Raw genomic sequence first — 12,517 nt, 5'->3', positions numbered from 1 at the left:
TTCGCCCGGGAAAAAGCAACAATAAAATGCCGCCGATCCCACAACTGCCGCACATACTCCCGCAAACCCGGCCGGGCACCGCTCACCGCGAGACCATGCGCGGCGGCGAGTTCCGATGGGGTCAGTGGTGCGGCTGCGGGCCGTTCGAGGACGGCGCTGGAGAACTCGGTCACCTGGGAACTTTCGGTAGGGGGGACACCCGAAGGCAGCCGGGGCGCGACGCGCGGACCCGGTGCGGTGTGGGGGCAGATGACATCACGTCGGAACGGGTGCGTTCCGTCGCGTCGTCAACGCTAGAGGAGGAGACGATGGAACACAAGCGTTCCATCGTCGAGTTAGGCTCAGGGCATGGAAAAGGAGTCCCAAAAGCCGCGTCGCGCCCCCGCGGGGGCCGCGGCGTTCCGCGAGGACGTCACCGAGGCGATCCGCGCCGCCGTCTTCGAAGAGCTGGCCACCGTGGGGTACGGGCGCATGTCGATCGAGCGCATCGCCCGCCGGGCCGGGGTGGGCAAGGCCGCCGTGTACCGCCGCTGGCGTTCCAAGCTGCCCATCGTCCTCGATGTGGTCTCCGCCCTCGCGGTCCAGGGCATGCCGACGCCGGACACCGGCAGCCTGCTCGGGGACGTACAGGCGCTGCTGAAGGTGACCGCGCGGCTGCTGCAGCACCCGATGGCCGCCCAGATCCTCCCCGACCTGCTCGCCGAAGCGGCCCGCAACCCGGACATCGCCCAAGCCCTGCAGACGGCCGTGCGCGACTCCCAGCGCGGCATAGCGGAAACGATCGTCCAGCACGCGGTGGCCCGGGGCGAGCTGTCCGCCGACACCAGCGTCGACCTCGCCCTCGACCTGGCCTGCGGCCCCCTCTACTGGCGCCTGGTCATGGTGCGCTCCCCCCTCCCCGCGGGCTATCTGGACGGGCTCGCACGGGCCACCACCGCCGCGCTGGGCGCGGCGCGCACGGCCCGCTGAGGAGTCCCCGCGACGCCTCAGTCCTGTGCACGGGGCCGCGACGGACCTCGGGAAACCCGCGAACCGTCAACCGCGTGCGCCCGGCCCCCGCCCTGCGAGTGCAGCCCGCCGCGAGCCGCTGACCGCCGCCGTTTTCCGCCCTACGGTCTGACCATGGCCCGTTCCGGAGCATCACCCGCAGACCGCGCAGAGCACTTCGTCTGGCTGACCGCCCGCGTGCTCGAACAACGCCGATTCGCCTACCACTTCCTCGATGCCGGCGACCGCAACGCCGATGCCGTCGAGACCGCGCTCACCGCCTACCTGGGGGAGGACGGCGGCTACGGCTACGCCCTGGAGCCCGATCTGCGGGGCCCGGTGAGCCAGCCGCTGCACGTCGCGCACGCGCTGCGCGTACTGGACGGCATCGGACGCTGCGGCGGGCAGCGGGTGGAGCGCGTCTGCCGCTATCTGACCGGCATCTCGACCCCGGACGGCGCGCTGCCCGCGCTCCACCCCTCGCTGCGCGGCTATCCGGCGGCCCCCTGGATGCCGGTGGTGGACGATCCGCCGAGCGAACTGCTGACGACCGGCCCGGTGGTAGGGCTGCTGCATCGCAACGAGGTGTGGCACGCGTGGCTGTTCCGGGCCACCGACTACTGCTGGGCCGCGGTCGAGTCGCTGACGAAGACGCACCCCTACGAAGTACTGGCGGCCATCGCCTTCCTGGACGGCGCCCCGGACCGTGCCCGCGCGCAGGCGGCGGCCCAGCGCCTCGGCGAGCTGGTGCACGAGCAGCGGCTGGCAGTCCTGGAACCGGAACGGGCGGCGGATCACCCGCTGTCCGAGGGGTACGCGCCGGGCGAGCACCACTTTCCGCACGACTACGCCCGTTCCCCCGATTCCCTGGCCCGCCACTGGTTCTCCGACGCCGAGATGGACCGGTCGCTGGACTTCCTCGCGCGGGCGCAGGAGGAGGACGGCGGCTGGCCGGTCAACTGGCGCCAGTGGGCGCCGGGCACCCTCCTGGAAAGCCGCCCGATGGTGACCATCGAGGCGCTCCTGGCCCTGCGCGCGTACGGGCGGCCCCTGTAGGCCCGTCGCGGCCCCAGGGGAGGGCGATTTCGGCGGCGGGCGGCCGGCTCGGCGGCCTGGCGGACCTGGCGGCCCCGCTGCGGGAGCGCCTGTCAGCCGCCGAGCGCGCGTACGCCCGCGGTGACGACGACAGCGACCGCGATCACCAGCAGGAACGGGGCGCGCAGCAGGAGTGCGACGGCCGCCGCGCCGAGCCCCGCCGCGCGGGCGTCGATGACGAGCTCCGACCCTCTGCTCAAGGTCTGCTGCGCGGTGAGGGCGGCCAGCAGCGCCACGGGGACCAGCGTGGCGAGGCGTTTGACGAGAGGTCGGTCCAGCACCCCGGCGGGTACGGACAGGCCGAGCAGCTTGACGAGATAGCAGCCGACGGCGGTGGCTCCGATGGCGATCCAGACGTTCACTGGCTGCCGCCCTCCTCAGGGACGTCGCGGGAGACTTCGGTGCTCGTACGGGCGTCCCTACGGGCGTCGCTGTCGGCCGTACGGGCGCTGCGAATGTCCCTTGGGGTGTCGTTGTCCGCGTCCCTACGGGCGTCGGGAGCGTCCTTATAGGCGTCGCGAACGCTGTCGCGGGCGTCACCACCCGGCTCCGGACCGCCCGTCTCCGGACCGCCCCTCTTCGAATCGTCTCTCTCCGGAGCGCGCGCCGCGCGAAACGCGCGTCCCTTGAGGACGAACACAATGGGCGCGGCGAGTCCGGCGGCCAGCACCGGCACCCCTGCGGGCAGCAAGGGGGTGCAGCCGAGCACGAGCAGGACGGCCAGCGCCGCCGTGGCCCGCTCGACGGCGCCGGTCAGCAACGGGGCGAGGAGGGCGAGGAAGACGGCAGGGCCGGCCGCGTCCAGCCCCCAGGCGTCGGTGTCGCCGAGCGCCGAGGCTCCGGCCGCTCCCGCCAGCGTGGAGAGGTTCCACAGCGCGTACAGCGCGAGGCCGGTGACGGTGAAGCCGATACGGGCGCTGCGCCGGTCCGGCTGCGCGAACGCCACGAGCGAGGTCTCGTCGATGACCAACTGAGCGGCGAGGGGCCGCACGGCGCGCGGCAGCCGCAGCAGTTGGGAGAGCCGCAGGCCGTAGAACACGTTGCGGACGCCCAGGAAGAACGCGCCCGCCGCGGCGGTCAGCGGGTTGCCGCCTGCCGCGAGCGCTCCCACGAGGGCGAACTGCGAGGCCCCGGTGAAGACGAACAGGCTGAGCGCGCAGGTCTGCGGAAGGCTCAGCCCGGCCCCTGCCGAGGTCACCCCGAAGGCGAAGCCGGAGAGGCCGACCGCCACCCCGACGCCCAGGGCGTCCCGTACGACCGCCCGGTCCTCGCGCGTCCTCGGTTCGGGCGGGACGTCCGGCTCCGGGGAAGGTTCGGGGAGCTCCGCGGAAGGCCCCAGGGGACGCGGCTTCCGCTCTGTCCGAGACCGCTCTCCGGGACCTGCCATCTCATCAGTGCCTGTCGTTCGCTTTGCCACACTCGCACGCTAGGAGCGGGTTCCTGAACCGGTCTTGTACGTTCTTGCGCCTCTCCGCGCTTCCCGCTCGCAGGCGCGCCGGAACACGCGGCTCCTCAAGGGGTCGCCGCAGACGCGGGCAGCGGGAGGCGTAGTCGTCGCCGCAGGCCAGTGGGTGTGATGATGACGACCATGGCGTTGTCGACTGCGTTCACGAAGATGTTCGGTGTGCGGCATCCGATCGCCCTGGCTCCCATGGGCAGATCGGCCGGCGGCGCGCTGACCGCGGCCGTCTCGCGCGGCGGCGGGCTCGGGCTGCTCGGCGCCGAGACCGGGGACCCGGACTGGCTGGCCCGCGAGGTGCCTCTCCTCACGTCGGGTACGGACGGTCCGTGGGGCATCGGCTTTCTGACGTGGTCGATCGATGTCGCCACGGTCGAGCGGGCGCTGGAGCACCGCCCCAGAGCGGTGATGCTGTCCTTCGGCGACCCGAGCCCGTTCGCCGAGCGCGTCCGCAGGGCCGGGGCGAAACTCATCCTCCAGGTCACGGACCTGGAGGAGGCCCGGCAAGCGGTGGACCTGGGCGCCGACGTGATCGTGGCGCAGGGCACCGAGAGCGGTGGGCACGGGGCCGAACGGGGCCGCTCGACCCTCCCGTTCGTACCGGTGGTGGTGGATCTGGCCGGGCCGGTTCCGGTGCTGGCGGCAGGCGGGATCGCCGACGGCCGCGGCGTGGCGGCCGCCCTGGCCCTGGGCGCCGCCGGAGCGGTCATCGGCACCCGCTTCCAGGCCACGGCCGAAGCCCTGATCGATCCCATGACCGCCGCCGCGATCGTCGAGGGGCGCGCGGAGGAGACCGAGCGCAGCCGCGTACTGGACATCGCCCGCGGCTCCCGGTGGCCCTCCCGGTACACCGCGCGCACGCTGGGCCATCGCTACCTCGACCAGTGGCGGGACCGGGAGGCGGAGCTCGCCGCGGACGCCCAGGCCCAGCGGGACTATCAGGGCGACGTGGCACGGGGCGAGGTGCCGCCGCACCCGGTGTGGGCGGGAGAGGCCGTCGATCTCATCACCGACCGGCCCCCCGCGGCCGATCTCGTCGCCACCCTGGCCGAACAGGCCGAGGACGCCCTGGCCCGAGCGGGACGAAGCTAGCGGCGGCACTGTCCGGCCCCTGACCTGCTATGGAACGTCCACCGCCCGCTCCTCGCTGATCGCTTCCGCCGGCGCACCGCTCAAAGAGGATCGAGAGGGGCCGGCAGATCAAGAGAGGGCGGCGGGCCAAGCGAGATCGGCGGGTCCAGAGGGACCGGCGGGGAGACAGCGCGGACGGCGGTGCGCTCGCGCCGGTACGCGCCGGGCGGTACGCCGACGATCCGAGTGAAGTGCCGGTTGAGGTGCGGCTGATCGGAGAAGCCGACAACGACGGCCGCCTCCGCGGGGGCGTACCCGCTCTCCAGAAGCCGGCGGGCGCGGCGTACCCGCGCGTTGGTGAGCCAGGCGTGCGGCGGCATCCCGTGCACGTCGCGGAAGGCGCGCAGCAGGGCGAAGGGACTGGTGTCCAGCTCGGCCGCCAGCGTCGCCAGGGAGGGCGGGTCGGCTATTCGCTCCTCCAGGGCCGCGCGGGCCAGAAGGGCGTTGCGTGCCCCCGCCGTGCGGGGCTCGCGAGCGATGAGCGGGCCGCCGTGCCGGCGCAGCAGATGGGCGAGGACGACGCGCAGCAGGCTGTCGGCGGCGAGCGCGTTGCCCTCCTCGGCCGCCCGGTGCACGGCGTGGATCAGGTGGACGGCCCTCGGATCGTCGGCCACGGTCTCGGCGAACCCCGGTGTGCCGCGGATCGTGCCCAGCTCGGCCGCGACCTCCCGGATCACGTGCGCGGCGGGGTAGAGCGTGGCGTAGGCCCAGCCGTCGGGCGCCCCGGCGCGGGCGGTGTGCGCGACCTCAGGGTTGATCATGATGACGCCGCCGGAGCCGACCCGCGCGGTCCCGCCCGACAGCCCGAGCTCCTCGATGCCGCACGTGACCGCGCCGAAGGTGAAGCCGTCGTGGGCGTGGCGCGGAAAGGTGTGCCGGACATAGCGGGCCCGCAGCAGGTCCAGCCCTGGCAGCGCCGCGAAGTGCCAGTGCCGGGCCCACTCCTTTTTCCCCGTCATCGCCTCGTGCCCCCCGTTCTGGTCCCATTGTGCGCCGCCCCGACCGACCCCGCCTCTGACCTGCGGTTCTCTTGGCCAACAGCTCATTGTCAGTGGGGCGGTGCACGATGGGGTCATGGCGGACGACCCGGCTTCGGCCCTCGCAGCGTTCTCCCCCGCGACCCGCGCGTGGTTCGAGGGGGCTTTCACCGCGCCCACGACCGCGCAGGCCGGGGCCTGGCGTGCGCTCGGCGAGGGCTCGGACGTGCTGGTCGTCGCCCCGACCGGCTCCGGCAAGACCCTCGCCGCGTTCCTCGCCTCGCTGGACGCACTGGCCGCCACGCCGCCGCCCGCCGAGCCGAAGAAGCGCTGCCGGGTGCTGTACGTGTCGCCGCTCAAGGCCCTCGCGGTGGACGTGGAGCGGAATCTGCGCAGCCCGCTCACGGGCATCCGCCAGGAGTCCGTACGACTGGGGCTGCCCGAGCCCGAGATCCGGGTGGGCATCCGCTCGGGGGACACCCCGGCCGCCGAGCGCCGGTCCCTCGCCAACCGGCCGCCGGACATTTTGATCACCACCCCCGAGTCGCTGTTCCTGATGCTCACCTCGTCGGCGCGGGAGGCCCTCGCCGGGGTGGAGACCGTCATCCTCGACGAGGTGCACGCCGTCGCCGGGACCAAGCGCGGCGCGCACCTCGCGCTGTCCCTGGAGCGGCTCGACGCGCTCCTGGACCGGCCGGCCCGGCGGATCGGGCTGTCGGCCACCGTGCGCCCCGTGGACGAGGTGGCGCGCTATCTGTCCCCGCAGCGCAAGGCGGAGATCGTCCAGCCGCCCTCCGGCAAGGAGTTCGACCTCTCGGTGGTCGTCCCGGTGGAGGATCTGGGGGAGCTGAGCGGCGCCCCGGCCAGGGGCTCGGAGGACGCCGGGGACGGCGACAAGCCCTCCATCTGGCCGCATGTGGAGGAGCGGATCGCCGACCTCGTACAGGCGCACCGCTCCACGATCGTCTTCGCCAACTCCCGCCGCCTCGCGGAGCGGCTGTGCAACCGCCTCAACGAGATCGCGTACGAGCGCGCCACCGGCGAGCCCCTGCCCGAGCACCATTCCCCGGCCGAGCTGATGGCCGAATCGGGCGCGGCCAGAGGGGCGCCGCCGGTGCTGGCCCGCGCCCATCACGGTTCGGTGTCCAAGGAGCAGCGGGCCGTGGTCGAGGAGGACCTCAAGGCCGGCCGGCTGCCCGCCGTCGTGGCCACCTCCAGCCTCGAACTGGGCATCGACATGGGCGCGGTGGACCTCGTCGTCCAGGTCGAGTCCCCGCCGTCCGTCGCCTCCGGGCTCCAGCGGGTGGGCCGCGCCGGACACCAGGTGGGCGCCGTGTCGACGGGTGTCGTCTTCCCCAAGTACCGGGGTGATCTGGTGCAGGCCGCCGTGGTGACCGAGCGGATGCGCGAGGGGGCCATCGAGTCGCTGCGAGTGCCGGCCAACCCCCTGGACGTGCTCGCCCAGCAGATCGTCGCCATGGTGGCCCTCGACAGCTGGGACGTGGACGAGCTGCTGGCCCTGGTGCGCCGCGCGGCGCCCTTCGCCTCGCTCCCCGAATCCGCCTACACCTCGGTCCTCGACATGCTCGCCGGGCGCTATCCGTCCGACGCCTTCGCGGAACTGCGTCCCCGCCTGGTGTGGGACCGCGTCGCCGGTACGGTCATGGGCCGCCCGGGCGCGCAGCGCCTCGCCGTCACCTCCGGCGGCACCATCCCCGACCGCGGTCTCTTCGGCGTCTTTCTCGCCGGAGCGGACCCCAAGAAGGGCGGCGGCCGGGTCGGCGAGCTCGACGAGGAGATGGTCTACGAGTCGCGTGCGGGCGATGTGTTCACCCTCGGCACCACCTCGTGGCGGATCGAGGACATCACCCGCGACCGGGTCCTGGTCTCCCCCGCGCCCGGTGTGCCGGGCCGGCTTCCGTTCTGGAAGGGCGACCAGCTCGGCCGCCCTCTCGAACTCGGCCGCGCCCTGGGGGCGTTCCTCCGCGAGATCGGCGGCCGCGCGCCCGAGGAGTCACGGGAGCGGCTGCTGTCGGCCGGCCTCGACGCCTGGGCGGCGGACAACGTCCTGGCCTATCTGGACGAGCAGCGCCGCGCCTGTGGACATGTGCCGGACGACCGTACGATCGTCGTGGAGCGCTTCCGGGACGAGCTCGGCGACTGGCGGGTGGTCGTCCACTCCCCTTTCGGCGCACAGGTGCACGCCCCGTGGGCACTGGCCCTGGGCGCCAAGCTCACCGAGCGGTACGGCATGGACGCCCAGGTCATGCACGCCGACGACGGGATCGTGCTGCGGCTGCCCGACGCGGACCTGATGGGCCTCGACCTCCTCGACGCCGATCCGGGGGCGCGGGGCACGGAGTCCGACCCCGAGCAGTCGCCGGTCGGCGCGGCGGACGTCGCCTTCGACAAGAGCGAGATCGGGCAGGTCGTCACGGACCAGGTCGGCGGCTCCGCGCTGTTCGCCTCCCGGTTCCGTGAGTGCGCCGCGCGGGCCCTGCTGCTGCCGCGCCGCTCGCCGGGCAAGCGCACTCCCCTGTGGCAACAGCGGCAGCGCGCCGCTCAGCTCCTCCAGGTAGCGAGCGAGTTCGGGTCGTTCCCGATCGTCCTCGAAGCGGTCCGCGAGTGCCTTCAGGACGTTTTCGACGTCCCCGGTCTGACCGAGCTGATGGGCGACATCGAGGCCCGCCGGATCCGGCTCGTCGAGGTCACCACGCCCGAACCGTCCCCCTTCGCGCGCTCGCTGCTCTTCGGCTACGTCGCCCAGTTCCTCTACGAGGGCGACTCCCCGCTGGCCGAGCGGCGCGCCGCCGCCCTCTCCCTCGACTCCCGTCTCCTGGCCGAGCTGCTCGGCCAGGCGGAGCTGCGCGAGCTGCTCGACGCCGACGTGCTCACCGAGCTGGAGAACGAGCTGCAATGGCGCACCGAGGACCGCCGCCCCAAGGACGCCGAGGGCGTCGCCGACCTGCTGCGGCTCCTCGGGCCGCTCACCGACGCCGAGTTGGCGGAGCGCGGCGCGGACCCGCAGTGGGCAGCCTCCCTCTCCGACGCCCGCCGCGCCATCCGAGTCCGCATCGCCGGGCAGGACCACTGGGCGGCCGTCGAGGACGCGGGGCGGCTCCGCGACGCCCTGGGCACAGCACTGCCCGTCGGCGTGCCCGAGGCGTTCACCGAGCCCGTCAAGGATCCGCTCGGCGATCTCCTCGCCCGCTTCGCCCGCACCCACGGCCCTTTCACCTCGGCCCAGGCCGCCGGGCGCTTCGGCCTCGGCACGGCCGTGACGGACGGGGCGCTGCACCGGCTCGCCGCGAGCGGCCGCGTCGTGCAAGGGGAGTTCCACCCCTCGGGCATCGGCCAGGAGTGGTGCGAGACCACGGTGCTGCGGCGGCTTCGCCGCCGCTCCCTGGCGGCGCTCCGCCACGAGCTGGAACCGGTGGCGCCGCCGGCCCTGGCCGCGTTCCTCCCCCAGTGGCAGCACATCGGCACGCACAGCCTGCGCGGCGTCGACGGACTGGTGCGCGCCGTCGAGCAGTTGCAGGGTGCGCCGATCCCGGCCTCCGCCCTGGAGAAGCTGGTGCTGCCCGGCCGCGTCACCGACTACGGCCCCGCCATGCTCGACGAGCTCACGGCCTCCGGCGAGGTCGTCTGGGCCGGTGCCGGAGCGCTCCCCGGCAAGGACGGCTGGGTCTCCCTGTACGTGGCCGACGCCGCGCCCCTGCTCCTCCTCGCCCCGCACCCGCTGGAGCTCTCCCCGCTCCACCAGGCCGTCCTGGACGCCCTGGCCGGGGGCTACGGCCTGTTCTTCCGCCAGATCTCCGACCAGGTCCGCGCGGCGCACCCGGAGGCGGCCGACGCCCAACTGACCGACGCCGTCTGGGACCTGGCCTGGTCCGGGCGGCTCACCAACGACACCCTCGCGCCGCTGCGCTCCGTCCTCGGCTCCGGCCGCACCGCCGGAGCCACGGCACACCGGGCGAAACGCGCGGTCCCGCGCGGCCGTTACGGCGCGCTCACCGGCCGCTCGGGCGCGGGCCTGCGGCCCACCGCGTCGCGCAGCGGGCCGCCGACCGTCGCGGGCCGCTGGTCGCTGCTCCCCGCCCCGGAGAGCGAGCCGACCCACCGGGCCCACGCCCTGGCCCGTACGCTCCTCGACCGGCACGGCGTCGTGACGCGCGGCGCGGTGGCCGCGGAGGGCGTCGAGGGCGGCTTCTCCGCCGCGTACCGCGTGCTGTCCGTCTTCGAGGAGAACGGCCAGGCCCGCCGCGGCTATGTGGTCGAGGGGCTGGGCGCGGCCCAGTTCGCCATGGACGGCGCGGTCGACCGGCTGCGCGCGGTGGGCAGCGCCCGCGACCGCGCCATCGCCGGCGACGGGCCGGACGCGAAGGACGGCCGGCGTGCCGTCGTGCTGGCGGCGGCGGACCCCGCCAACGCCTACGGGGCCGCTCTGCCCTGGCCGGACCCGCCCGCGGGCGTGACCCACAAACCGGGCCGGAAGGCCGGCTCCTTGGTCGTCCTCCTCGACGGTGACCTGGCCCTCTACATGGAGCGCGGCGGCAAGACCCTGCTGGCCTGGCCGACGGACGCGTCCCAGGCCGACGAGTCCGGGGACGGGCCCCGGCTCCGGGCCGCGGCCCAAGCCCTGGCCCAAGCGGCCCGCGCGGGAGCCCTGGGCACGGTCACGATCGAGCGGATCAACGGCTCCGCAGCGCTCTCCTCCCCCATAGGCGGCGCGCTGGAGACCGCGGGCTTCCACGCCACACCACGGGGGTGGCGCCTGCGCGCACCGTGACGGAAGACCTTGGGCGCGGCGCACCACGGGTCGTTGGAACGCACCAGGACACCCGAATCCGGGCCCATACGGGCGGCTCTCGACGCGCCCCTTTACAGCGCCCTCCGGGGCCCGCTGAGCACGGTGCAGCGCCCCGCGCGGAGCCCCGCCGCGCGGCATTATGGTCCGTATGCCCGAAGGAGACACCGTCTGGCGCGCCGCACACCGCCTGCATCAGGCCCTCGCGGGCCACCGCCTGGTCCGCTGCGACCTGCGCGTACCGCGCCTGGCGACCTCCGACCTCACCGGCCGCCTCGTCACCGACGTGACAGCGCGCGGCAAACACCTGCTGACCCGCGTCGAAGGCGGCCTCACCCTCCACTCCCATCTGCGCATGGACGGCTCCTGGCAGATCTACGCCCCCGGCGACCGGTGGCGCGGCGGACCGCAGCACCAGATCCGCGCCATCCTCGGCACCGCCGACCGCACCGCCGTCGGCTACCGCCTGCCCGTCCTCGATCTCCTCCGCACCACGGACGAATCGACAGTGGTCGGCCACCTGGGCCCCGACCTGCTCGGCCCCGACTGGGACCCCGACGAGGCCCTACGCAGGCTGCTCGCCGATCCGGCCCGCACCGTCGGCGAGGCGATGCTGGACCAGCGCAACCTGGCCGGCATCGGGAATGTGTACAAGTCGGAGTTGTGCTTTCTGCTGCGCGTCTCCCCGTGGCTGCCGATGGACCAGCTGCCCGCCCCCGAGCGGCTTCCGGCGCTCGCGAAGAAGCTGCTCGAAGTCAACAAGTCCCGCCCTTCCCGCGTCACCACCGCCGATCCGCGCCCGAACCGCCGCCTATGGGTGTACGGGCGGGCGGGCCGGCCGTGCCTGCGGTGCGCTGTCCCCGTCCGCGTCGCCGACCAGGGCAGCGGCGGCCAGGAGCGCCTCACCTACTGGTGCCCTCACTGCCAGCCGGGCACCGAGCACTAGTTGACGACCCGTCAGATCGGGTCGTACGGTCCCGGCATGCCACTCACGGCGTACGACCTCACCGGACGCACCGCCCTGATCACCGGCGCCGCCAGTGGAATCGGCCGCGCCACAGCGCTCCTGCTGGCCGAGGCCGGGGCCTCGGTCCACTGCGCCGACCTCGACGCGAAGGGCGCCGAGCAGACCTCCGCCGACATCCGCGACCACGGAGGCCGAGCCCAGCCCCGCGCGCTCGACGTCAGCGACCGGGCCCAGGTGGCGGCGGCCGTGGCGGAATCCGTACGCGCCGACGGCCGCCTCGACATCATGGCCAACATCGCGGGCATCATGCACCGCAGCACGGTCCTGGACACCTCAGACGCGGACCTCGACCGAGTACTCGCCGTCAACTTCAAGGGCGTGCTGTACGGCTGCCAGGAAGCGGCGCGCGCGATGATCGCCCAGGGGAGCGGCGGCAGCATCGTCACGATGACCTCCGGAGCGATCGACACCGGTGCGCCGGAACTGCTGTGCTACGGCGCCGCCAAGGCCGCCGTCTACCAGCTCACCAAGACCCTGGCCACCGAGGTCGGCCGGCACGGCATCCGCGTCAACGCCGTCGCGCCGGGCTGGATCCGTACGCCCATGACCGACCGGCACATCGGCGACGGCCAGGAAGCCGCGGCTCGGACGATGGCCCAGTGCTCCCCGCTCGGCCGGGTGGGCGAGCCACAGGACATCGCGCACGCCGTACTGCACCTGGCATCGGACGCCTCGGCCTTCACGACCGGCCAGCTCCTCCGCCCCAACGGCGGCGTCCAGATGCCTTGGTGACCTCGGCCGCACCGCTCTCGGAGCTCCCGGAGCTCCCGGAAAACCCTTCTGCGGACCGTGCGCCCTCGAACTCCCAAGACGACGCACCGCCTGCCCGTACGCCCTCGGACCACGACTTTTCGTCACGGCCCCTACGACGCTCGCGGCTCTTCTTCGACCACGGCACGCAGTGCACCGGGAGCAGGCTCAGCCCCCACCCCCCGGCGGCGACGGCCCCTTCTACGGGACCGACCCGCCCCGGCTCCACGAGCAGCCGGAGCGCGGCCCACCACCACATACCGCCGATGGTCAACGCCAACGCC

At 73.9% G+C, this 12,517-nt stretch carries 9 protein-coding genes and 1 pseudogene; 6 read left to right on the top strand and 4 right to left on the bottom strand.

Features of this window, described 5'->3' with window-relative positions:
* Positions 1-173, bottom strand: a pseudogene (locus AB0I22_RS37690) (ABC transporter permease); the annotation flags it as partial.
* Between the two features lie 175 nt (positions 174-348).
* Here AB0I22_RS37690 and AB0I22_RS37685 point away from each other — a divergent pair.
* Both AB0I22_RS37685 and AB0I22_RS37680 read left to right on the top strand, forming a co-directional pair.
* Entirely contained in the window at positions 349-969 is a 621-nt protein-coding gene (locus AB0I22_RS37685; protein WP_363135543.1) for a TetR/AcrR family transcriptional regulator, read from the top strand.
* A gap of 153 nt (positions 970-1,122) precedes the next feature.
* Positions 1,123-2,043 carry a hypothetical protein gene (locus AB0I22_RS37680; protein WP_363135542.1) on the top strand — a complete coding sequence of 307 codons (921 nt, stop codon included), beginning with the start codon at positions 1,123-1,125 and terminating at the stop codon, positions 2,041-2,043.
* A 92-nt stretch (positions 2,044-2,135) separates the two neighbouring features.
* Here AB0I22_RS37680 and AB0I22_RS37675 read toward each other — a convergent pair whose 3' ends face one another.
* Together AB0I22_RS37675 and AB0I22_RS37670 are read right to left on the bottom strand one after the other, a co-directional pair.
* Positions 2,136-2,444, bottom strand: a complete 309-nt coding sequence (locus AB0I22_RS37675) for an AzlD domain-containing protein (RefSeq protein WP_363135541.1) — start codon at positions 2,442-2,444, stop codon at positions 2,136-2,138.
* The gene (locus tag AB0I22_RS37670) at positions 2,441-3,325 is read right to left on the bottom strand and encodes an AzlC family ABC transporter permease (RefSeq protein WP_363135545.1); all 885 of its coding nucleotides are present in this window, start codon (positions 3,323-3,325) and stop codon (positions 2,441-2,443) included. The genes AB0I22_RS37675 and AB0I22_RS37670 overlap by 4 nt, the downstream gene beginning before the upstream one ends.
* Positions 3,326-3,670: 345 nt before the next feature.
* On the opposite strand from AB0I22_RS37670, the gene AB0I22_RS37665 reads away from it, so the two are divergent.
* Positions 3,671-4,633: a nitronate monooxygenase gene (locus AB0I22_RS37665; RefSeq protein WP_363135540.1), complete on the top strand. Its 963-nt coding sequence runs from the start codon at positions 3,671-3,673 to the stop codon at positions 4,631-4,633.
* An 80-nt stretch (positions 4,634-4,713) separates the two neighbouring features.
* Here the strand turns inward: AB0I22_RS37665 and AB0I22_RS37660 are convergent, their stop codons facing one another.
* On the bottom strand, positions 4,714-5,631 hold the full coding sequence (locus AB0I22_RS37660) for an AraC family transcriptional regulator (protein ID WP_363135539.1): 918 nt from the start codon (positions 5,629-5,631) through the stop codon (positions 4,714-4,716).
* 115 nt (positions 5,632-5,746) lie between these two features.
* Here AB0I22_RS37660 and AB0I22_RS37655 point away from each other — a divergent pair, with 115 nt between their 5' ends.
* From AB0I22_RS37655 to AB0I22_RS37645, 3 genes are all read left to right on the top strand, one after another.
* Positions 5,747-10,438 carry an ATP-dependent helicase gene (locus AB0I22_RS37655; protein ID WP_363135538.1) on the top strand — a complete coding sequence of 1,564 codons (4,692 nt, stop codon included), beginning with the start codon at positions 5,747-5,749 and terminating at the stop codon, positions 10,436-10,438.
* Between the two features lie 169 nt (positions 10,439-10,607).
* Positions 10,608-11,402 (top strand): DNA-formamidopyrimidine glycosylase family protein, encoded by a 795-nt coding sequence (locus AB0I22_RS37650; protein ID WP_363135537.1) that lies wholly within the window; start codon positions 10,608-10,610, stop codon positions 11,400-11,402.
* 36 nt (positions 11,403-11,438) lie between these two features.
* Complete coding sequence (locus AB0I22_RS37645) at positions 11,439-12,215, top strand: SDR family NAD(P)-dependent oxidoreductase (RefSeq protein WP_363135536.1); 777 nt, start codon at positions 11,439-11,441, stop codon at positions 12,213-12,215.
* Positions 12,216-12,517: the final 302 nt, after the last annotated feature.

The organism is Streptomyces sp. NPDC050610 (assembly GCF_040654875.1).
Lineage (GTDB): Bacteria > Actinomycetota > Actinomycetes > Streptomycetales > Streptomycetaceae > Streptomyces.
This window is presented reverse-complemented; position numbering and strand designations above follow the sequence as displayed.

Coding starts and splice junctions, on each gene's coding strand:
- AB0I22_RS37685 (WP_363135543.1), top strand. CDS start 349: ATGGAAAAGGAGTCCCAAAAGCCGCGTCGCGCCCCCGCGGGGGCCGCG.
- AB0I22_RS37680 (WP_363135542.1), top strand. CDS start 1,123: ATGGCCCGTTCCGGAGCATCACCCGCAGACCGCGCAGAGCACTTCGTC.
- AB0I22_RS37665 (WP_363135540.1), top strand. CDS start 3,671: ATGGCGTTGTCGACTGCGTTCACGAAGATGTTCGGTGTGCGGCATCCG.
- AB0I22_RS37660 (WP_363135539.1), bottom strand. CDS start 5,631: ATGACGGGGAAAAAGGAGTGGGCCCGGCACTGGCACTTCGCGGCGCTG.
- AB0I22_RS37655 (WP_363135538.1), top strand. CDS start 5,747: ATGGCGGACGACCCGGCTTCGGCCCTCGCAGCGTTCTCCCCCGCGACC.
- AB0I22_RS37650 (WP_363135537.1), top strand. CDS start 10,608: ATGCCCGAAGGAGACACCGTCTGGCGCGCCGCACACCGCCTGCATCAG.
- AB0I22_RS37645 (WP_363135536.1), top strand. CDS start 11,439: ATGCCACTCACGGCGTACGACCTCACCGGACGCACCGCCCTGATCACC.